The sequence below is a fragment of the Streptomyces prunicolor genome, from assembly GCF_045162825.1.
Taxonomy (GTDB): Bacteria; Actinomycetota; Actinomycetes; order Streptomycetales; family Streptomycetaceae; genus Streptomyces; species Streptomyces prunicolor.
In genome coordinates, this window is the sequence record NZ_CP108676.1 from 9,001,132 (window position 1) to 9,022,640 (window position 21,509).

The following is a 21,509-nucleotide window of genomic DNA, read 5'->3' on the forward strand; positions in this document are numbered from 1 at the left end:
GCCTTAAGCGGGAATTGTGCGGCAGGCGCGACGAGGGGAGCGGTACGTGGGCGGGACGACTCTGGTGCAGGACGAACAGGCCCCGGCGCCCCCGGAGACACCCGTCCCCGCACCCGTCGACAAGGCCGAACTGAGCCCGCGCCGCGTGCGGTTGGTGTTCCTCGGCCTGATGCTCGCGCTGCTGCTCGCGGCCCTCGACCAGATGATCGTCGCCACCGCGCTCCCGAAGATCGTCGGCGAACTGCACGGCCTGGACAAGATGTCCTGGGCGATCACCGCCTACCTCCTCACCTCCACGGTCGGCCTCCCGGTCTACGGCAAACTCGGCGACCTCCTCGGCCGCAAGAGCGTGTTCCAGTTCGCGATCGGTGTCTTCGTCATCGGCTCCGCGCTCTCGGGCCGCGCCCAGTCCATGGACCAACTCATCGCGTTCCGCGCGGTGCAGGGCATCGGCGCGGGCGGACTCATGATCGGCGTGCAGGCGATCATCGCGGACATCGTGCCGCCCCGGGAACGCGGCCGGTTCATGGGCCTGATCGGCGCCACCTTCGGACTCGCCTCCGTGGCAGGTCCGTTGCTCGGCGGCTACTTCACCGACCACCTCTCCTGGCGCTGGTGCTTCTACATCAACGTGCCGTTCGGCGTCGTGACGTTCGCCGTCGTCACCGTCGTACTGAAACTGCCGAAGCCCACCGTCAAGGCACGCCTCGACCTCCTCGGCGCGCTGCTGCTCGCCGCCGCCTCAACGTGCCTGGTCCTGCTGACCAGTTGGGGCGGGACCGAGTACGCCTGGGGCTCGCACGTCATCCTCGGGCTCGGCGCCGGAGCCGTGGCCGCCGCGGTCCTCTTCCTCGTCGCCGAGCGCTTCGCGCCCGAACCCCTCATCCCGCTACGGCTGTTCAAGGACGCCGTCTTCAACGTCACCGCCCTCGTGGGCCTGGTGATCGGGGTCGCGCTGTTCGGGGCCGCCAGCTATCTGCCGACCTTCCTACAGATGGTCGACGGGGCGAGCGCCACCGAGTCGGGGCTGCTGATGCTGCCCATGATGGGCGGCATCGTCGGCGCGTCGATCATCTCCGGCCAACTCATCAGCCACACCGGCCGCTACAAGATCTACCCCCTCCTCGGCAGCGCCCTCGCGACCCTGGGTATGTGGCTGCTGTCCCGCCTCGAAGTCGACACCTCCCGGCTCCAGTACAGCCTCTGGATGGCCGTCCTCGGCGCCGGCATCGGCATGGTGATGCCCGTCCTCGTCCTCGCCGTGCAGAACTCCGTACGGCCCGCCGACCTCGGCACCGCCACCAGCGCCAACAACTACTTCCGGCAGATCGGCGGCAGCGTCGGCGCCGCCATCTTCGGCACCCTGTTCGCCGACCGGCTCACCGACGCGCTGCGCGACCGCATCCCCGCGGGTGCCGGTCTGCCCGACCCCGAGTCCATCACCCCGCAGCTCGTCCACACGCTGCCCCCGGCGCTGCGCGACGGCTACATCCAGGCGTACGCCGACGCCATGCCGCGGATCTTCCTCTACCTGGTGCCGGTGCTGGCCCTCGGCCTGCTCATCGCCTTCTTCCTCAAGGAGAAACCCCTGGTGTCCCACAACGCCCCCGCCGAGACGTCCGAGGCCGCGCCCTTCAACTCGCCGATCCCGCAGGCCCGTTCGTCGCACACCGCCGGAATTCCCGTCTGCGGCACAGTGCAGCACCCCGACGGGACCGTCGTACCCCGGGCCGCGCTCACCCTCATCGACGTCTCCGGGCAGCAGATCGGGCGCGGCGCCAGCGGCGCGGACGGGCGGTACGCGCTGTCGACGCCCGGCTCCGGGTCGTACGTCCTGATCGCGGCGGCCGGTGGGCACCAGCCGCAGGCGGTGTCCGTGACCGTCGGCGAGCGGCCGGTCGAGCTGGACGTCGTCCTCGGCGGCGCCGGACGCCTCGCCGGGAGCGTGCTGACCGCGGACGGCACCCCGGTGCGGGAGGCCGCCGTGACACTCACCAACGTGCACGGCGAGGTCGTCGCCAGCACCCGCAGTGGGCGCGAAGGCACCTATGTGATCAGCGAGTTGGTGGCTGGCGAGTACACCCTCGCGGCCAGCGCGCCCGCGTTCCGCCCGGCCGCGCTCCCGGTCAGCGTCCAGGCCTCCCGCGAGACCCGCCAGGACGTCGAACTCGCCGGCGGCGCCGTGCTGCGCGGCACCGTCAGGGCGAGTGGCGGGCGGCCCGTCGAGGACGCGCGCGTGACGCTGCTGGACGCGGCGGGCAACGTCGTGGACACCCTCACCACGGGACCCGACGGAACGTTCCGGTTCATCGACCTGTCCTCCGGCGAGTACACGGTGATCGCCGCCGGGTACCCGCCCGTGGCCACCGTGCTCCAAGTTGCGGGCGGGGGACGCACCGAGCGCGATCTCCAACTCGGCCACGAGGACTGACTCCTGCCCCACAGAGCGCGCAGGCGCACGCCGGTGCGATGGAGTGGAACCAATTCCAGGAATGCCACACATCGCCACCGGCCGCCCCCGTAGCGTGGTCAGTGGCGGCACAGATCTTGCGGAGCCGTGGGGAGAGAGGGCCTGGGTCATGGACCGTGGCACCGAGCGGGAGGCAGCTCCCGGCCGCGGGGCCGGGGACGACGTGGTGACGGAGCACACCGCCGCGGGCCGCGTCCCGCTGGCCGTGATCCTGATCGACCGCGACGGCCTCGTCTCCCACTGGAGCCGCGGCGCCCGACGCCTGTTCGGCGCCACCAAGGAAGAGGCCATCGGCCAGACCGCCCTCGACCTGCTCCCCGTCTCCGGCGCCCTGCCCGACGAAGACGAGACCAGTCCCTACAGCACGGACGAACAGACCGGTCCCTACGACGCGTTCGCCACCTACGACGGACTCGGCCCCGACCTGGAGTCCTCCCTCGACGGACGGCTCTCCTATCCCGCCGCGGGCCGTGCCCGGCTCACCGTCCCCGAGCGAGACCGCGTGGACGTCCTGTGGTGGGCGTACCCCCTGGTCGGCCCCGGACAGGAACGGCTGCTGGTGCTCGCCGCCGACGCGGGCGGGCTGCGCCAGGACCTCCCCGAAGGGGACGGCGCCTTCGAGCGTATAGCGCCCGGCTTCGCGCATCACACCGACTTCCCCGGCGCCGACGAACTGGCCCGCAGGCTCCCCGAGATCCTGCCCAGCATGAGCGTCGACGAGAGCGCCCGCATCGTCGCGCAGGTCCTCGAACTGGGCTATCCCGTCCTGGAGTTCAGCCAGAACGAGCGGGTGCCGGTAACCCCCGACTGGGGCGTCGCCCGCCGCGCCGAGCGCAAGGCACGCCGCGAGCGGGCCGCCCTCGCGGTCGCCGAAGGACTCCCGGTGCCGCAGGAGATCGCGGACGAGGGCGAGGACCTCGAATACGTCGCCGTACGCGAGCGGTTGGAGTTCCTGAACGAGGTCAGCGGACGCATCGGCACCTCGCTCGACCTCGCCCAGACCATCATCGAGGTCAGCAAGGCCGTCGTCCCCAAGTTCACGGACGTCGCCGGCACCTACCTCCGCGAACAGGTCGTCGCCGGTGAGGGGTTCCCGGACGGTGTGCCGGACACGACCACCATGTGGCACCGGGTCGCCCTGGAGCACACCGACGAACCGGGCCGCTGGGACGACGTCGTACCGGTCGGCGAGGCCATGCCGTTCCCCGCGCACACCCCGTTCTTCCAGTGCATGACCACCGGCGATCCCGTCCTCGTGCCGCGCATCAGCGAGCAGATGGGGCACATGATCGCCTCGCAGTTCGAGAAGCGCGACATCCGGCCGCTGATCACCGGCCGCTCCATGCTGGTTGTCCCGCTCAAGGCACGCAATGTCGTCCTCGGCTTCATGATCCTGCTGCGCCACCCGGAGCGCGTCGAGTTCAACGACATGGACCGCGTCACCGGCGCCGAACTCGCCGCCCGCGCGGGCCTCGTGCTCGACAACGCGCGCATGTACACCTACCAGGAGAGTGTCGCCGAGACCCTCCAGGACAGCATGCTGCCGCACATCCCGGCGCGCATGGCGGGCTGCGACATCGCCACCCGCTATCTGCCGGGCACGCTGCTCGGACGGGTCGGCGGCGACTGGTTCGACGCGGTGAAACTGCCCGGCGCCCGCACCGCGCTAGTCGTCGGCGACGTCATGGGCCACGGCCTCAACTCGGCCGCGATGATGGGCCAGTTGCGCACCGCCGTGCAGACCATGGCCGCCATGGACCTCCCGCCCGCCCAACTCCTGCGCAACCTCGACGACTTGGCCCAGCGCCTCGGCGACTCGTACCTCGCGACCTGCCTGTACGTGATCTACGACCCGATCGCGAGCGAACTCCACATCGCCAACGCGGGCCACATCCCGCCGGTGATCGTGCGCGCCGACGACGGCCGCAGCGAGCTGCTCGACCTGCCCACCGGTGCGCCCATCGGCGTCGGCGGGGTGCCCTTCGAGGCGGTACGCGTGCGCGTGGAGCCCGGCGACCGGCTCGTGATGTGCACCGACGGTCTCGTCGAGGTGCGCGGCGAGGACATCGGCGTAGGACTCGCGACGCTCAGCGAGTCGGCCGCGCATCCGGCCGCGTCCATGGACGACGCGTGCGACACGATCATCCGCACCCTGAACACCCGGGGTGGCCGCAAGGACGACGTCGCACTGCTGATGGCCCGCCTGAACGGCATCGAGCCGGACGACGTCGCCGAATGGCGGCTCACCCTCGACCCGGTCGAGGCCGGCCGGGCCCGCGCGGTGGTCCGCGAACAGCTCCACGAGTGGGGCCTGGCCAAACTCGCCGACAACGCCGCCCTGTTGGCGGGCGAGCTGGTCACCAACGCCGTACGGCACTCCCACGGCCGCCGCGTCGCACTGCGCCTGGTGCGCGGCGACACGCTGCTGTGCGAGGTGGACGACGACGACCCCACCCTGCCGTCCCTGCTCGGCCCGGGCCCCGACGACGAGTTCGGCCGCGGACTGCACCTGGTCGGCGTGCTCGCCCGCGAGTGGGGCGCCAGCCGTACGACCACGGGCAAGACCGTCTGGTTCGAACTCACCCTGCCCCGCCGCTGAAGCAGGCGCGACGGTCGGGGTACAAGGGGCGCACAACGGCGTACACCGGTCGAATGAGCGGTGAAGGAATGCGCCGTGTGCTTGTGAGCAGGACCGGGGCGCGATAGACCGTACTGGCCCGTCACTTATGGCGGAACGGCCTCGCATCCTGGGGAGTTGGGCATGAGCGTGACCAGTCGGTACCGGGAGGCCTGGGAAGGTTTCTGGCGCGAGGCGCCCGATGGACAAGGAGCCGTCTTCTGGGACGCGGCGGCGGCCCAGACGGTGGGGCTCCATCTCGCCCTGTTCGAGCCGAAGTTGCGTGACCCCGGCCTCCAGATGGTGGACCTCGGCTGCGGCAACGGCACGCAGACCCGGTTCCTCGCCGACCGGTTCACCCATGTCGTCGGCGTCGACCTGTCCGCCGCCGCCCTCGACCACGCCCGGCACGCGGACCCGGCGGGGCAGGCGACGTACCGGCTGCTGGACGTCGCCGACAAGACCGAGGTCGAGACCCTGCACGCCGAACTCGGCGACGCCAACGTCTACATGAGGGGCGTACTGCACCAGGTCGAGCCCGACGACCGGCAGGCGGTGGCCGACGGGATCGCCGCGCTGGTCGGGGAGCGCGGCCACGCCTTCCTCGTCGAACTCGCCGAAGCCGCCCGCCCGATCATCGGCGAACTGGCCCAGGACCCGGCAGGCCCGCCCGCGAAACTCGCCCCGGTCCTCCGCCACGGCATCGCCCCCGGCGAGGTGTCCGACGACGAGGTGCCGGAACTCCTGCGCGCGGCCGGCCTCACCGTCCTCGCGAGCGGCGAACTGCCGCTGATCACCACCGAGTTCACGGCGGACGGCGCGCGCATCGAGCTGCCGTCGAAGTGGCAGATCGTGGGGCGTACGGTCTGAGACGGCGGGAGCGGGCGCGGGCAGGGCGCCGGACGCGGCACAGCAAGGGGGAGCGGACATGCCAGGACCGCCGGGTCATGGGCCGGGTTTCGAAGTCAGACGCGAGAAGATCATCGACACCGCGGCGGCCCTGTTCGCGCGACAGGGCTACGCGGCGACCTCGATCAACGACCTGGGCCGCGCGGTCGGACTCGCCAAGGGCGCCCTGTACTACTACATCGGCTCCAAGGAGAACCTGCTGATCGAGATCCAGTCGCGGGTCCTCGACCCGCTGCTGGCCCGTGCCAAGGAGATCGCGGACCTCGACGAGCCTCCCCTGCTGCGACTGCGGCTGCTGTCCGAGTCGTTGCTGACGATCATCTTCCGCCGACTCGACCACATCTGGGTCTACGAGCACGACTACCGCAGCCTCGGCGACCGGGAGTTGGAGCGGGTGCTGCGGCAACGCGCCGACTTCGAGCGGCTGATCACCGGCCTGCTGGCGGAGGCCGTCGAGGAGGGGACCTTCCGTACGGTCGAACTGGACCTGGCCACCCTGCAGTTCGTCAATCTGCACCACCCCACCTACCAGTGGGTGTGGCCGGAGGACCGTTGGGACGCCACGCTCCTGTCCGCCGAGTACTGCGCGACCCTGTTCCGCGGATTCGCCGCGTCCGTCGACGGACTCCCGGACGTCGAGGCGCTGGTCGCCGAGTTCAAGCGGACCCGGCCCGCACTGCGCCTCGACCCCGAAGCGGCGTGGGAAGCGGTCTCCGCGGCGAGTTGAGACGCCTCCCGCTTCAGCACGACAACGGAACCACGCTCACTGCTCCGGCGCGGGCCGCACGGTGAGCATCTGCAGCGCATGCCCCACCGGGCCGTTGACGTCGTGCAGCACGGTGCTGGTCAGACCCTGACCGGTGGGACCGAAGGTGACCGTCGTGTCCAACCCGGTCCAGTCGCCCACGGGTTGGCGGTGCAGGTGGACGGTCAGGTCGACGTTCGGATAGATCCAGGCGGTCGGCGGCTGGCGTACGGCGATGCCGTTCGCGGTGTCGACGAGCGCGAGGTAGGACGCGAGCGGGCTGCTGGGCTCACCGGCGACGAGGGTGTGCCGGGTGGAGATCCAGGCGGTCGTACGGCCCGGCCGGGGTGGCGCGAGCGGCCGTACGTCCACGGAGGCGATGTATCCGCCGGGCCACAGTGCGCTCATCTCCCAGGGGACCAACTCCTCGGCAGGCGTGAGCCGTTCGTCGGGGCCGCCCGCCACGGCGGAGGTGTCGATCGCGGCGAGGAACCAGGCCCTGGCCCGCACCACCGGCCGGTCGGCGACCAGCACCACGGCCTCGACCAGCTCGATCGTGCGGCCGGGGCGGACGACCTCCACCCGGATCTCGCACTCGTCGAGGGCGAGCCGACCCAGGATGTCGTAGCTGATCCGCGCCATCACGAGCCCGTCGCCGCCCGGCCGCTGCGCCAACTGACGCTCGATGGCGTGGACGACGAGCCCGCCGAGCGGGCTGAAATGCAGCTCGTCGGGGTCCCAGGCGCCGCCCGCGTGGGCGGTGGGCTTGTAGCGGTGTTCGTCGATGCGCTCGTAGTAGCTGTCGGGGACCGGGGTTCCGGAGTTCAACGGACTTCTCTCCCAAGGCTGTTCTCGCCGTGCGTGCGATGTTCCGGTGACCACTCTGCCACCTGCGGAAAGGTCCGTACCGGACGCGTCAAGTGATGGAGGAAAGGGGGCGGTTGGAGTGAGGTGTGCGGTCGGATCCTGAACAGAAGTCCCGCTGTGAGCGCGCGCATCGATGAACTGCCGTTCATTCGGCTTCAGTTGTTGACGGCGGGCAAGGGCGGGACTACAACCCGGGGAGAGCGCTCCCAACCCGCTGAGGAGACCCCCCATGCAGACGTCCGCCGGCACCTCCGCCAGACCTCCGACCGGAGCCGTACGCTCCCGTGCCGCTCTCGGTCTGGCCGTCGTCCTGATCGTCGCCTTCTTCGCCGCCCTGAGCCCCTCGCCCGCCCGCGCCGCCGACCAGTTGCTCTCCCAAGGACGGCCCGCCACCGCGTCCTCGACCGAGAGCGGGTCCTTCCCCGCGAGCGCGGCCGTCGACGGCAACACCGGCACCCGTTGGTCCTCCGCCTTCGCCGACCCGCAGTGGCTTCAGGTGGACCTTGGAACGGTCCAGCAGATCACCCGCGTCTCGCTCAACTGGGAGGCCGCGTACGCCACCGGCTACCAGATCCAGACCTCCACCGACGCCACCACCTGGACCACGGTCTACTCCACCACGACCGCCACCGGCGGCACCCAGAACCTCACCGTCACCGGCAGCGGCCGCTACGTCCGCCTCTACGGCACCGCCCGGGCCACCCAATGGGGCTACTCCCTCTGGGAGTTCCAGGTCTACGGCCCCGGAAGCACCACCCCGCCCGACGACTTCTGGGGCAGCACCAGCGACATCCCCGCGGCCAACAACGCCGTGGAGGTGAAGATCCTCAACCGCACCAACGGCAAGTACCCCGACAGCCAGGTGTACTGGAGCTTCAACGGGCAGACGCACTCCATCGCCGAGCAGCCCTATCTGGACATGCCCGCCAACTCCGCGGGCCGCATGTACTTCTACCTGGGCTCGCCCACCAGCTCCTACTACGACTTCATCGAGTTCACGGTCGGCGGCAACGTCTTCAACGGCAACACCACCCGCGTCGACGCCTTCGGCCTCAAGCTCGCCATGCGCCTGCACAGCAAGGACGGTTACGACACCGAGGTCGGCGAGAACCGGGCGACCTTCGCCGAGGACCGCGCGACCACCTTCCAGCGCTTCACCGACGCGGTGCCGACCCAGTTCAAGGTGCTGGCCCAGACCCAGGCGCCGTACCGGATCATCGCGCCCGGCAGCGACCCGAGCTTCCGCGCGGGTGGCGCCAACGCCAACTACTTCACGTCGTACGCCCAGTCGGTCGGCGTGAACGCGGCGACCTCCGACATCTTCGGCTGCGCCGGCTCGCTGGCCGCCGACCCCAACATGTGCGCCGCCCTCAACCGCCATGTGGCGACCCTGCCGGCGTCGCAGCAGTCCGACCCGGCGCAGTTCTACAAGGCGGCGCCCGCCAACTACTACGCCAAGTTCTGGCACGACAACGCCATCAACCAGCTTGCCTACGGCTTCCCTTACGACGATGTCGCGGGCCAGTCCTCGTTCATCTCGCACGCCGACCCGCAGTGGCTGCTGGTCGCCGTCGGCTGGTAGGCACGGACGCACAGCGAAACGGGGCCGCCCCTGTCAGGTGGGGCGGCCCCGCTTCAGCTTCCAGCGGCGGGAGTTACTGGACGTTGATCGTGAAGGTGGACGTGGTGTTGCGGATGTCCTGCGCGTTGCCGCTCATCCGCAGGTTGACGAAGGTCGCCGAACCCACGGCGGGTCCCTGACCGGGTTCGGGCAGCTCGTTGGCCCAGATGCCCCACCCGGACTTGGCGTCGAACGCGTCTCCGCTCTTCTTGGAGTTGGTGATGGAGATGTCGGTGAAGATCGTGTCCTTCACCGGGAACTGGGGCTGTCCTCCTACGTAGTTGGTCTGGAACATCACTCCGCCGTACGTGGAGTCGTCGATGTCGACGTCGTTGACCCGGATGCCCTGGAAGACCTTCGAGGCCGAGAACGCCCAGATGGCCGGGAAGACTTGGGAGCCCCAGAAGTGGCCGCCCGTTCGGTCCAGGGAGACGTTCTCGATCGTCGTTGGATCGGTCCCGAAGCCGTTCATCGGGTAGCCGAAGTCCAGCGAGGAGATCGTGATGCCGGAGTAGACCAGGGTGTCGGCGACCCGGATGTTGCGGAAGGTGTTGTTGAAGCCGCCGTAGACGGCGATACCGGCCGCACGCCAGGTGAGCGTCGACGTCAGGTTCTCGTAGAGGTTGTTCTTCTCGTCGGCGCCGCCCGCGTCGATCGCCGAGAAGAGCGCGAAGCTGTCGTCGCCCGTGGCCCGGGCGTCGTTGTTGACGACGTGGTTGTCCGTGGAGCCGTTCGTCATGTTGATGCCGTCGGCGAACGTGTCACGGATGCGGGAGTTCTTGATGGTCATGTTGTCGGTGTTGGCGCCCCAGTACATGCACACCATGTGCTCGACCCAGATGTCGTCGATGGTGATGTTGGAGACGTTGGAGAAGTCAAATACCTTGCCTGGTCCGTCGATTCGGGACGTGTAGTTGCCGAAGTAGGCGAAGCCGGTGAACGACGAACCGTTCGCGGTGGCCTCGGCCCGGATGCCGACGTCGGTGTTCTCCTGCGAGGAGGGGGCGTGGAAGCGGGTGAACCACGATCCGGCTCCTACGACCTTGACCGCCTTGCCGTAGACCTGGAGCTTGCTGGAGGTCTCGTAGTCGCCGGCGGGCAAGTAGACGCCGACGAGCTTGCCCGTGGTGTCCATACGGACCGTGTCGAGCGCGTTCTGCACGTCCTGCTGCGCGAAGCCGGCCGGGACCACGTAGGCGGCCGGGTCCGGGTTCGGGACCGCCGTCGCCTGCTCGGTGTTGATGAAGTCGATGGCGTAGGTGGAGGTGTTGGCCGCGTCCTTCTGGAGGCGGATCTTGGAACCGGCCGGAACTGTCTTGCCCAGCAGGAGATTCGCCTCGTCGTAGATGTGGCGCTGGGTACCGGCGCTCGGCGAGTTGCCGGGCGCGGTCTCGGCGCCGTACAGCCAGGCGTACTTGGAGGTGAGGTCGATGGCCTTGAGGAACTGGCCGTCGACGTAGACGTCGAGCGTGGTGGTGGTGCCGTCGGGGATGGAGAAGCGGGTGACCAGGGTGTTGGTCGACGCGCGGGTGGTCCATTCGACGTACTGGCCGGTCGAGTTGAGGGTCACCGCCTTGCGGCCGCTCGCCTCGCCCGCGATGTCACCGACGGTGCGGTTCGGTCCGACGACCTGGGCGCCGCCGCCGACCGTGCCGTCCTCGGCTTCGTACATGTCGTACGGCATGTCGGCGCCGCGGCCGACGAACAGGTTCTGCGTGGTGGTGTTGTTGGTCCGCTTGACCGGGAGTTCGTTGGTGTCGTCGGCGATGACCGTCTTGACGGTGAACTTGCCGTTGACGGCCGTCCAGGAGCCGAGGCTGACGGGTGCGGTCGTCTGGCCGGCGGCGATGGTGCCACTGTAGGAGCCGGTGAGTGTCTTGACGGTGGCGCCGTTGGCGTCCAGGAGCGTCAGTGTGACGCCGTGGGCGCCGGCGGCCGAGCCGATCGAACCCTGGTTCTTGATCGCCACGGTGAACGTGACGTTGTCGCCCGCCGAGGGGCTGGACGGGGTCCAGGCGACCGGTGCGGCGACCAGGTCGGAGCTGGAGACCGGCTTGACGACGAGGGCGTCGGGGGCGGTGAAGACGTTGTTGCCCTCGTTCTGCTCGATGACCTTGTTGGACGGGTCCACCTCGGCGCCGAGCGGGTAACTCCCCGCGTCCCGCGTGCCGATGCTCGCCGTGACCGTCGTCGACGCGCCCGCCGCGAGGGCCGGGACGTCCGCCGTGGCGGCCTTCGTGCCGCCGAGCGTGAAGTTCAGGTCGGTGGCCTTGGACGCCTTGCTGCCGCTGTTGGTGACCGTCGCCGTCAGGCTGATCGCGTCCGACTCGACCGGGGCCGCGGGCGTGTGGGTGATGCCGGTGACCTTGAGGTCCGGGTTGGCGGCCGGGGTGCCGATCACCTGGAACTCGGCGACCTGCCCGCCCGGGGCACCGGTGTTGGAGGCGAACTTGAGCTGGATGTCGGCGGCGGCGCCGGACACCGGGATGGTCACCGTGTTGCCGCTCGCCGGGTTGAAGACGTAGTCCTTCGCCGCGACGAGACTCGTGAACGCGGTCGCGTCCTGGTCCCGGCCCAGCACCTGGATGTTCTGCGTGCGCGTCGACCACGCGGCGTCGGGGTTCAGCTTGACGACGACCTGACTGAGGTCGGCGTTGGCACCCAGCTTGGTGGTGAGGGTGGCCGGGTAGGCACCGCCCCCGCCCTCCCAATACGTCGCGATCTGGCCGTCGTTGGCGTTCGCGGCGACATAGGTGAAGGTGTACGAGGAGGCCTCGATGGGCTTGCCCTGCGCGAGGTCGGACCCGGCACCGTTACCGGCCCGGGTGACGCTGTTGCTCGCCACCGACACGTTCCCGGCGGCGTCCTTCGCCTTCACGTAGTAGGTGACCGTGGCCGTCGCCGAAGGGGTGTCGGTGTACGAAGTCACGTCACCGGCAAGGGACTTGAGGAGTTGGTCGTTGGCGTAGACGTCGTAACCGGTGACCTGGACGTTGTCGCTCGACGCCTGCCAGGTCAGCTTCACGTCGCTGCCCGACTGCGTGTAGGCGAGGTTGCCCGGCGCGGTCGGGGCCTGGGTGTCGCCGGTCGAGCCCTTGCGGGTGACGCTGTTGCTGTTGGCGGAGACGTTGCCCGCCGCGTCCTTGGCCCGCACGAAGTACGTGATGTCGCTGCCGGCCGGCTGCGTGTCGGTGTACGTCAGGACGTTCCCGGCGACGCTCGACCTCAACTGCCCGTTGGCGTAGATGTCGTAGCCGGTCACGGCCGTGTCGTCGGTGGCCGCGGTCCAGTTCAGCTCGATCTGCCCGGTGGCCGGTTCGGTGTAGCTCAGGTTGCCCGGCGCGGTGGGCGCCTGCGTGTCACCGGTCGCCGGGCCATAGACCTCCAGCTCGGAGACCTGACCGGCGGGCCAGCCGGTGTTGGCCGTGATCAGCACGCGCACGTACCGCGTGGTCGTCGCGTCGAAGGCGATGGTCGTCGACTGGTCGGTGGAACTGTCGAAGGTGTACGCCTTCGACGCCGTCAGGTCGGTGAAGTTCTGGTTGTCGGTCGACCCCTGGACCTTGAGCGTCTGGCTGCGGCTCGGCCAACTGCTCGGCAGCCGCAGCGTCACCTGGTTGACCCTGACCGACGAGCCGAGGTCGACCTGGAGCCACTGCGGGAAAGCGTTGTTCGTGCTCTCCCAGTAGGTGTTCCGGTTGCCGTCACCGGCGTTGGCCGCGCCGTAGACATCGGCGTGCCCGCTCTCGCTGAAGGGCTTGCCCTGGGCGAGGTTGGGGGTCTGGGCGGTGGCCGTGAGGACCTGCATCTCGGCCAACTGGGCCGTACCGGCAACCGAGTTGGCGCTGAAGTCGGCCCGCACGTACCGGGCGAGGGTCGAAGGCACCGAGATCTTCACGGTGTTGTCGTCACCCGGGCTGAAGACGTACTGCGCCGACGACTTGAGCGTCGCGAAGCTCTTGCCGTCGTCGCTGCCCTGGAGCGCCAGCGTCTGCTTGCGGGTCTGCCAGCCCTCGGGCAGCCGCAGCACGACCTGCCGGACGCGCTCGCTCTTCCCGAGGTCGGTCTGCACCCACTGCGCAGACTTCTTCCCGGCCTGCCAGTAGGTGTCGGTGTCGCCGTCGGTGATGTTGGTGGCCTTGTGCGCGCCGCGGGTGCTGCCCGCGGTGGTCTTCGCGTCCGCGGCGACGTTGGGACCGCCGGCCGCGTGCGCGCCGACGGCGGGCAGGCCCAGCACCATCACGGCGGAGGCGAGCGCGGCGATCGCAGCGCGCCGCCTGGGGGATCTCTGCTTGTGTCGAGTCGGTCGAGTCATACGGGTCACTTCCTGCGGAGGCTCGCGCGCCGGTGGGGCGGCGAGGGCGGCTCGTTCCTGGGGCGTGGTGCAGGAGCAGAAAGGTGCGGGTGATCGGTGACGAGTGATCAGCACAGAGTGTGAGGCAGGAATTTGCGTTGTTTCATCGAAATATTGCAGAGCTGGGTGGGCGGGTCTACAGCTTGAACAGCGCAATTTTCACCAGAAGCACTCATCACTCCGGAGCGGAGGAGGCTCGGGTGCCCCTTCCGGGCCGGTGGAGCGATCAACTGGCGGGTTCCAGGGCAGGCTTGAGGGGCTCACGAGGTTCGGTCTGCGACTCGGCGGGAGTCGCAGGCTTGCGTTCCGGGACCGCAAGTGGACGCAAGATGTGCAAGTTCTTGCGCGATCCGTGCGTTGTGAGAGGCGAGTCGAGGGCGGGGCGTAGGGGGCGCGACCGCTGCGTGTGTGCGGCGGAGTGCTGATGCCGCGCACGCTCTCTGCTCTTGATGTGACGCGGGTCATATCGGCCCCGTGTCACGAACCGAAGGGCAGCTTGCGTCTGGTGGTCGTCCGTACAGCGGGAACGACCGAGACGAAAGAGACAGCAGAGCGATGAACGCGACAGCAGCGCAGCAGCACGAGGTCCTGGTCCTGGGCGCCGGCTACGCCGGGCTCTCCGCCGCGATCCAGCTCGCGGCCCGCACCAGGAAACGCGGAGACCTGCGAGTGACGCTGGTCAACCCCTACGACACCTTCACCGAGCGGCTCCGACTGCACATGACCGCCACCGGTCAGGAGACGGCCGAGATGAACATCCCGGAGCTGCTGGACGGCACCGGCGCCGGCTTCGTCCGTGGCTGGGTCACCGCCGTGGACGCCGAGACGAAGACCGTCCGGATCGACGACGACCGGATCCTGCGCTACGACACCCTGGTCTACGGCCTGGGCGGCATCGCGAACACCGTTGCCGTCCCCGGCGTGGACGACCACGCCTACACCCTCAACGGCCCGCAGGACGCCGCCCTCCTCGCCGACCGGCTGACCCGGCTCGACGGTGGGACCGTCGTGGTCGGCGGCAGCGGCCTCACCGGCGTCGAGGCCGCCGCGGAGATCGCCGAGCGGTACCCGGAGCTCCAGGTGGTGCTGCTGGGCCGGCAGGAGCCGGGCGCGAGCATGCACCCGAAGGCCAAGGCCTACTTGGACGAGGCGCTCGCCCGGCTCGGCGTGCGGGTGCGCAGCGGCGTCGAGGTGGCCAAGGTGCTGCCGGAGAGCGTCGAGTTCGCGGACGGCTCCAACATCCCGGCGGGCGCGGTGCTGTGGACCAGCGGCACCCGTGTCTCGCCGCTGGCGGCCGCCGCGGGTCTGACCGTCGACGAGCGCGGCCGGGTGGTCACCGACAGCGCGCTGCGCTCGGTCTCCCACCCGGACGTCTACGCCGTTGGCGATGCGGCGGTGATCCGCCAGGGCTACGGCGTGATGCACGGGACCTGTCAGGGGGGTATGCCCACCGGCGTGCACGCGGCCCTCTCGATCCTGCGGGTGCTGGCCGGCAAGGAGCCGAAGCCCTTCCGTTTCGGCTACTACCACACACCTGTCAGTCTGGGGCGGAACGACGCCGTCGTGCAGTTCACCCACCCCGACGACAGCCCGCGCCGGATCGTGCTGACCGGCAAGCGAGCAGCGAAGTACAAGGAGACGGTCACCGCCGCGCCGTGGCCGACCTTCGCCCGCATGAAGAAGATGCCCGCCTCGGGCGCGTTCTGGCCGCACGGCGGCCGCTACACCCGGATTCGGAGCGCCAAGTGACCCAGCCGCAGCAGGCCGGCCCCGACCAGCTCGCTTTCCAGCAGTACCGCACCCTGCTCTTCTCCGTCGCCTACCGCGTCCTCGGCTCCGCCGCCGACGCCGAGGACGCGGTCCAGGACGCGTGGCTCAAGTGGTCGGCGGCCGACCGTTCCGAGGTCGCCGACCCCAAGGCCTACCTGACCCGGATCGTCTCCAACCTGGCGATGGAGCGGCTGCGTTCGACTCGCCACCAGCGCGAGACCTACGTCGGTCCATGGCTCCCCGAGCCGATCCTCACCGGCCCGGACACAGCTGACGACGTCGCCACGACGGACTCGGTCTCCATGGCCCTGCTGGTTGTGCTGGAGACGCTGAGTCCCTTGGAGCGCGCGGTCTTCGTACTGAAGGAGGTCTTCGCCTTCAGCTACGCGGAGATCGCGGAGGCGGTGGAACGCTCGGAGGCGGCGGTCCGGCAGGCAGCACACCGTGCCCGCGAGCACGTCCAGGCCCGTCGGCCCCGTTTCACCGCGGACCGCGCCCGCCAACGCGACGTCGCCGAGCGCTTCTTCGCGGCGACGGCGGGCGGCGACATCAACACCCTCATGGAGTTGCTCTCCCCGGACGTGACCCTGTGGACCGATGGCGGCGGCAAGGTCCGCCAGGCCCTCAAGCCGGTCATCGGCCTGGAGACCGTGGCCCGTTGGTTCGCCGCGCTCGGCACCGCGACCTACCAGGGCATCGAGCCCGGGCAGATGCGGGCAGAGCTCACCTGGATCAACGGCGGCCCGGGCGTGGTCTTCCGCGGCCCGGACCGCGTGATCGCCACGCTGACCTTCGACTTCGATCCGGAAGGCCGCATCTCGACCATCCACAACGTGGCCAATCCCGACAAGCTCCGCGCAGTCGCCGACGGAACTCGACACGAACTCTCCTGAGCCGCCTGATGTCGGCGTACACCTGATCGTTGTCGAGCCCCGCGGAGTCACAGTCGAGCGGCCGGGCCCGCTGCCTCAGCACAGCCCGGCGCCAGGTGGAAGCGGCGCGACCGGACCGCTCGGTGATCCACGGCGTGCCCGCGCCGCCCCGTAGGAAGTTGCCTCACGGACGCGTAACGTGACGCTTCATGAAGATCCTCATCAGCGCCGACATGGAGGGTGCCACCGGCGTCACCTGGCCGGCCGACGTGCTGCCGGGGACACCGCAGTGGGAGCGGTGCCGCTCGCTGTTCACCTCGGACGTGAACGCGGCCGTCCTCGGTTTCTACGACGGCGGCGCCGACGAGGTGCTCGTCAACGAGGCCCACTGGACGATGCGCAACCTGCTGCTGGAGCGGCTCGACGAGCGGACCGAGATGCTCACCGGCCGCCACAAGTCCCTCTCCATGGTGGAGGGCGTGCAGCACGGCGACGTCGACGGCATCGCGTTCGTCGGCTACCACGCGGGCGCCGGCATGGAGGGCGTCCTCGCCCACACCTACCTCGCGAACTCGATCACCGGCGTGTGGCTGAACGACGTCCGCGCGAGCGAGGGTCTGCTCAACGCGCATGTCGTCGCCGAGTACGGGGTACCGGTGGTCCTTGTCACGGGTGACGACGTGGCCTGCGAGGACGCCCTCGGGTACGCGCCCGAGGCGCTGAAGGTGGCCGTCAAGGACCATGTGTCGCGGTACGCGGCCGTGTGCCGGACACCGGCCAGGACGGCCGCCGACATCCGCGCGGCGGCGAAGGAGGCGGCGAAACTGGCGGTCCGTCAGGAACCGGTCCGGGGTGGGCCGTTCACCGTCGCCCTGGAGTTCGACGCCGAACACCTCGCGATGGCAGCGACCGTCGTGCCGGGCGTCGGGCGGGTCGGCGAGCGGAAGGTCGCCTACACCAGCGACACCATGTACGAGGGGATCCGAACCTTCAAGGCGGTCACCACGATCGTCTCGGCCGCGGTGGAGGAGCAGTATGGCTGACATCGACGAGCGGGCGCTGGACGAGGTCGTGACGTTCACTTCCGACCTCATCCGCATCGACACCACCAACCGGGGCGGCGGCGACTGCCAGGAGCGGCCCGCCGCCGAGTACGCCGCCGAGCGACTGGCCGGTGCGGGGCTCGAACCCACCCTCTTGGAACGCTCCAAGGGCCGCACCAACGTCGTCGCCCGCATCGAGGGCACCGACCCCTCGGCGGACGCCCTGCTCGTGCACGGTCACCTGGACGTCGTACCGGCGCAGGCCGACGAGTGGAGCGTGCACCCCTTCTCCGGGGAGATCCGCGACGGCGTCGTCTGGGGGCGCGGCGCGGTCGACATGAAGAACATGGACGCGATGATCCTCGCCGTCGTCCGCGCCTGGGCCAGGCTGGGCGTACGGCCCCGCCGCGACCTGGTGATCGCGTTCACCGCCGACGAGGAGGCGAGCGCCGAGGACGGCTCCGGATTCCTCGCCGACCAGCACGCCGCGCTCTTCGAGGGCTGCACCGAAGGCATCAGCGAATCAGGGGCGTTCACCTTCCACGACGGCGGCGGCCGGGAGATCTACCCCATCGCGGCCGGCGAACGCGGCACCGCCTGGCTGAAGTTGACCGCACGCGGCCGCGCGGGCCACGGCTCCAAGGTCAACCACGAGAACGCCGTCACCCGTCTCGCCGCCGCGATCACCCGCATCGGCGAACACGAATGGCCGCTACGGCTCACCCCGACCGTCCGCGCCTCTCTCACCGAACTCGCCGCCCTGTACGGCATCGACCCCGACCTCGACGACCCCGACGGCATCGACGGGCTCCTCACCAAGCTCGGCCCGGCGGGCAAGCTCGTCGAGCCCACCGTCCGCAACAGCGCCAACCCGACCATGCTGAACGCCGGTTACAAGGTCAACGTGATCCCGGGCGAGGCCGTGGCCTACGTCGACGGTCGCTATCTGCCGGGCGGCGAGGACGAGTTCCGCACCACCCTGGACCGGCTCACCGGACCGGACGTCGACTGGGAGTTCCAGCATCGCGAGGTGGCCCTCCAGGCGCCGGTCGATTCCCTGACGTACGCTCAGATGCGGGCCGCCGTCGAGGAGTTCGCACCCGAGGGGCATGTGGTCCCATACTGCATGTCCGGCGGCACGGACGCCAAACAGTTCTCGCGCCTCGGCATCACCGGCTACGGCTTCGCACCACTGAAGCTCCCCGAGGGCTTCGACTACCAGGCGCTGTTCCACGGAGTCGACGAGCGTGTCCCCGTCGAGGCACTGCACTTCGGCGTCCACGTCCTCGACCGCTTCCTGCGGAACGCCTAGCAAGTGGGGGAAAGCATGCGGACGTTGGCGTACGGCTCGTGGCCCTCGCCCATCGACGCGGCGCTCGCCGCCGCGCACGACGGACACCCCGAGTGGGTCGGTTTCGTCGGCGACGAGGTCTGGTGGACCGAACCACGGCCCACCGAGGCCGGCCGCCGCACCCTGGTACGCCGCCTCGCGGACGGCACCGAGGAGCCGGTGCTGCCCGCGCCGTGGAACGTCCGCAGCCGGGTCATGGAGTACGGCGGCCTGCCCTGGGCGGGAACGGTCCAAAACGGCCAACCTCTCGTGGTCTTCGTGAACTTCACCGACCAGCGGCTCTACCGTTACAAGCCGGGGAGCGAACCGGAACCTCTGACGCCGGTCTCTCCCGTGGGCGGCGGACTCCGCTGGGCGGAACCGCAGGTGCGCCCGGACCTGGGTGAAGTGTGGTGCGTGCTGGAGGAGTTCACCGGCGAGGGCTCCGGTGATGTGCGGCGCGTCCTGGCCGCCGTACCGTTGGACCGGTCCGCCGCCGAGGACCGGCACGCCGTACGCGAACTCACCGGCGAACGGCACCGGTTCGTGTCCGGGCCGCGGGTCTCGCCCGACGGGCGGAAGGCGGCCTGGCTCGGCTGGGACCATCCTCGGATGCCGTGGGACGGCACGGAGCTGGTGCTCGCAGAGGTGGCCGACGACGGCACGTTCGGGGAGCCGCGGATCGTCGCCGGTGGGCCCGAGGAGTCGATCGCGCAGGTCGACTGGGGCTTCGACGGTTCGCTGCTGTACGCGAGCGACCGCACCGGCTGGTGGAACCTCTACCGCGACCACCAGCCGCTGTGCTCCCGCGAGGAGGAGTTCGGCGGGCCGTTGTGGAAGCTCGGCCAGCGCTGGTTCGCACCCCTGGAGAGCGGTCCGATCGCCGTCGTGCACGGCCGGGGTGCCACCCTGCTCGGTGTCCTGGACCCGGAGACCGGCGAGGTCGTCGACGCGGCCGGACCCTGGACCGAGTTCGCCTCCACCCTCGCGGTGCACGGCGAGCGGATCGTCGGCGTCGGAGCCAGCCCGCGCAGCGCCTACGAGGTCGTCGAACTCGACACCCGCACCGGCAGAGCCAGGGTCATCGGCGCCGCCCACGACGACCCCGTCGATCCCGCCCACTACCCCGAACCGCAGATCCGCACTTTCACCGGCCCCGCCGGACGCGATATCCACGCCCACATCTACCCACCCCACAACCCGAGTTGGGCCGCGCCGGGCGACCAACTGCCGCCGTACGTCATCTGGGCGCACGGCGGACCCACCAGCCGGGCGCCGCTCGTCCTCGACCTGGAGATCGCCTACTTCACCTCACGCGGCATCGGCGTCGCCGAGGTCAACTACGGCGGCTCGACCGGGCACGGCCGGGAGTACCGCAACCGGCTGCGCGAGCAGTGGGGTGTCGTGGACGTGGAGGACTGCGCCGCCGTCGCGCTGGCCCTCGCCGAAGAGGGCACCGCCGACCGCGCCCGGCTCGCGGTCCGGGGCGGCAGTGCGGGCGGCTGGACCAGCGCCGCATCCCTCGTGACGACCGACGTCTACGCCTGCGGCACCATCATCTATCCCGTCCTTGACCTGGCCAACTGGGCCTCGGGGGAGACCCACGACTTCGAGTCCCAGTACCTGGAGACCCTGGTCGGCCCGCTCGCCGACGTACCCGCCCGGTACGCCGAACGCTCACCCGTCGAGCACGCCGACCGCGTCACCGCGCCCTTCCTGCTGATGCAGGGCCTGGCCGACGTGATCTGCCCGCCCGTCCAGTGCGAACGCTTCCTGGAGCGGATGCGCGGACGCCAAGTACCGCACGCCTACCTCGCGTTCGAGGGCGAGGGCCACGGCTTCCGTCGCGCCGACACCATGATCCGCGCTCTGGAGGCCGAACTCTCCCTGTACGCCCAGGTCTTCGGAATCGAACCGCCCGGCGTCCCGACCCTGGAGCTCACCAAGTGACCGCGCTCGTCCGGCCGTTCCGACTCGCCCCCGGCGCCCGCGTCGCCGTCGTCGCGCCCAGCGGGCCGGTGGCCGAGGAACGGCTGGAGGCGGGCCTCGACATCCTGCGCGGCTGGGACCTCGACCCGGTCGTGGCACCCCATGTGCGGGACCGGCACGGCGAGTTGGGCTACCTGGCGGGCGCCGACGCCGACCGCGCGGCCGATCTGCAGAACGCCTGGTGCGACCCGTCCGTGTCCGCCGTGCTGTGCGCCCGTGGCGGCTACGGCGTGCAGCGCATCGTCGATCTCCTCGACTGGGAGGCGATGCGGGCCGCCGGTCCGAAGGTGTTCGTCGGCTTCAGCGACCCCACCGTGCTGCACCAGGCGTTCGCCGCCAGGCTGGGCCTGGTCACCCTGTACGGGCCCGCCGCGGCCGGTGCCGACTTCATCAAGAACGCCCGCGCACAGGAGCACTTGAGGGCGACCCTGTTCGACCCGGAGTCCGTGCGGAGCATCCGGGCCGTACCGACCGGCGGCGCACTGGTGCCGGGGCGGGCCCGGGGTGTCACCCTCGGTGGCTGTCTGAGCCTGCTCACCTCCGACCTCGGCACCCCGCACGCGCCCGCCGGTGCGCGCGGCGGGCTGCTGATGATCGAGGACGTCGGCGAACTGGCGTACCGCGTCGACCGGATGCTGACCCAACTCCTGCGCAGCGGCTGGCTCGACGGTGTCGCCGGGATCGCGCTCGGCTCGTGGGTCGGGTGCGGACCGTACGAGAGACTGCGCCCGGTGTTCGTCGACCGGCTCGGTGGACTCGGTGTGCCCGTGGTGGAGGAGTTCGGGTTCGGGCACGGCGAGGGGGCGCTGACGATACCCCTCGGCGTGGCGGCCGAACTCGACGCGGACGCGGGCACGTTGACGCTGGACGAGCCCGCACTGCGGTAGCCGCCCGCTTCTCGAACGGCCACCAAGTCGCTTTG

13 protein-coding genes are annotated in these 21,509 nt (G+C 70.2%); 11 read left to right on the forward strand and 2 right to left on the reverse strand.

The genetic code is table 11. The features are described 5' to 3' along the window. Positions 1-46: 46 nt before the first annotated feature. The 4 genes from OG588_RS40940 to OG588_RS40955 all read left to right on the forward strand — a co-directional run bounded on the left by OG588_RS40940 (position 47) and on the right by OG588_RS40955 (position 6,723). Positions 47-2,431: an MFS transporter gene (locus OG588_RS40940; protein ID WP_405951649.1), complete on the forward strand. Its 2,385-nt coding sequence runs from the start codon at positions 47-49 to the stop codon at positions 2,429-2,431. A gap of 148 nt (positions 2,432-2,579) precedes the next feature. Beyond that, a complete protein-coding gene (locus OG588_RS40945) occupies positions 2,580-5,069 on the forward strand; it encodes a SpoIIE family protein phosphatase (RefSeq protein WP_405951650.1) in 2,490 nt (829 codons plus the stop codon). A gap of 162 nt (positions 5,070-5,231) precedes the next feature. Continuing rightward, positions 5,232-5,957 (forward strand): class I SAM-dependent methyltransferase, encoded by a 726-nt coding sequence (locus OG588_RS40950; protein ID WP_405951651.1) that lies wholly within the window; start codon positions 5,232-5,234, stop codon positions 5,955-5,957. Positions 5,958-6,015: 58 nt separating this feature from the next. Beyond that, positions 6,016-6,723, forward strand: coding sequence for a TetR/AcrR family transcriptional regulator (locus tag OG588_RS40955; RefSeq protein ID WP_405951652.1), 708 nt, complete (start codon positions 6,016-6,018; stop codon positions 6,721-6,723). A gap of 36 nt (positions 6,724-6,759) precedes the next feature. Here OG588_RS40955 and OG588_RS40960 read toward each other — a convergent pair whose 3' ends face one another. Continuing rightward, positions 6,760-7,569: a thioesterase family protein gene (locus OG588_RS40960; protein ID WP_405951653.1), complete on the reverse strand. Its 810-nt coding sequence runs from the start codon at positions 7,567-7,569 to the stop codon at positions 6,760-6,762. Positions 7,570-7,837: 268 nt separating this feature from the next. Between OG588_RS40960 and OG588_RS40965 the strand changes: the two genes are divergently transcribed. Beyond that, the gene (locus OG588_RS40965) at positions 7,838-9,190 is read left to right on the forward strand and encodes a beta-1,3-glucanase family protein (protein WP_405951654.1); all 1,353 of its coding nucleotides are present in this window, start codon (positions 7,838-7,840) and stop codon (positions 9,188-9,190) included. 73 nt (positions 9,191-9,263) lie between these two features. Here OG588_RS40965 and OG588_RS40970 read toward each other — a convergent pair whose 3' ends face one another. Then, entirely contained in the window at positions 9,264-13,544 is a 4,281-nt protein-coding gene (locus OG588_RS40970) for a discoidin domain-containing protein (RefSeq protein WP_405951655.1), read from the reverse strand. A gap of 594 nt (positions 13,545-14,138) precedes the next feature. Here OG588_RS40970 and OG588_RS40975 point away from each other — a divergent pair. From OG588_RS40975 to OG588_RS41000, 6 genes are all read left to right on the forward strand, one after another. Then, the gene (locus OG588_RS40975) at positions 14,139-15,332 is read left to right on the forward strand and encodes an NAD(P)/FAD-dependent oxidoreductase (RefSeq protein ID WP_405951656.1); all 1,194 of its coding nucleotides are present in this window, start codon (positions 14,139-14,141) and stop codon (positions 15,330-15,332) included. Then, positions 15,329-16,246 (forward strand): RNA polymerase sigma-70 factor, encoded by a 918-nt coding sequence (locus OG588_RS40980; RefSeq protein ID WP_405951657.1) that lies wholly within the window; start codon positions 15,329-15,331, stop codon positions 16,244-16,246. Before OG588_RS40975 ends, OG588_RS40980 begins: the two co-directional genes overlap by 4 nt. Positions 16,247-16,434: 188 nt before the next feature. Continuing rightward, entirely contained in the window at positions 16,435-17,268 is an 834-nt protein-coding gene (locus OG588_RS40985) for a M55 family metallopeptidase (protein WP_266864030.1), read from the forward strand. Beyond that, the gene (locus tag OG588_RS40990; protein WP_405951658.1) at positions 17,261-18,580 is read left to right on the forward strand and encodes a M20/M25/M40 family metallo-hydrolase; all 1,320 of its coding nucleotides are present in this window, start codon (positions 17,261-17,263) and stop codon (positions 18,578-18,580) included. Before OG588_RS40985 ends, OG588_RS40990 begins: the two co-directional genes overlap by 8 nt. Before the next feature lie 15 nt (positions 18,581-18,595). After that, a complete protein-coding gene (locus OG588_RS40995) occupies positions 18,596-20,548 on the forward strand; it encodes a prolyl oligopeptidase family serine peptidase (protein WP_405951659.1) in 1,953 nt (650 codons plus the stop codon). Further along, positions 20,545-21,474 carry an LD-carboxypeptidase gene (locus tag OG588_RS41000; protein WP_405951660.1) on the forward strand — a complete coding sequence of 310 codons (930 nt, stop codon included), beginning with the start codon at positions 20,545-20,547 and terminating at the stop codon, positions 21,472-21,474. Before OG588_RS40995 ends, OG588_RS41000 begins: the two co-directional genes overlap by 4 nt. Positions 21,475-21,509: the final 35 nt, after the last annotated feature.

Excerpts from the sequence above, each read along its gene's own strand:
- OG588_RS40950 (WP_405951651.1), top strand. The coding sequence starts at position 5,232 with ATGAGCGTGACCAGTCGGTACCGGGAGGCCTGGGAAGGTTTCTGGCGC.
- OG588_RS40970 (WP_405951655.1), bottom strand. The coding sequence starts at position 13,544 with ATGACTCGACCGACTCGACACAAGCAGAGATCCCCCAGGCGGCGCGCT.
- OG588_RS40955 (WP_405951652.1), top strand. The coding sequence starts at position 6,016 with ATGCCAGGACCGCCGGGTCATGGGCCGGGTTTCGAAGTCAGACGCGAG.
- OG588_RS40990 (WP_405951658.1), top strand. The coding sequence starts at position 17,261 with ATGGCTGACATCGACGAGCGGGCGCTGGACGAGGTCGTGACGTTCACT.
- OG588_RS40945 (WP_405951650.1), top strand. The coding sequence starts at position 2,580 with ATGGACCGTGGCACCGAGCGGGAGGCAGCTCCCGGCCGCGGGGCCGGG.
- OG588_RS40985 (WP_266864030.1), top strand. The coding sequence starts at position 16,435 with ATGAAGATCCTCATCAGCGCCGACATGGAGGGTGCCACCGGCGTCACC.
- OG588_RS40995 (WP_405951659.1), top strand. The coding sequence starts at position 18,596 with ATGCGGACGTTGGCGTACGGCTCGTGGCCCTCGCCCATCGACGCGGCG.
- OG588_RS40975 (WP_405951656.1), top strand. The coding sequence starts at position 14,139 with ATGAACGCGACAGCAGCGCAGCAGCACGAGGTCCTGGTCCTGGGCGCC.
- OG588_RS40965 (WP_405951654.1), top strand. The coding sequence starts at position 7,838 with ATGCAGACGTCCGCCGGCACCTCCGCCAGACCTCCGACCGGAGCCGTA.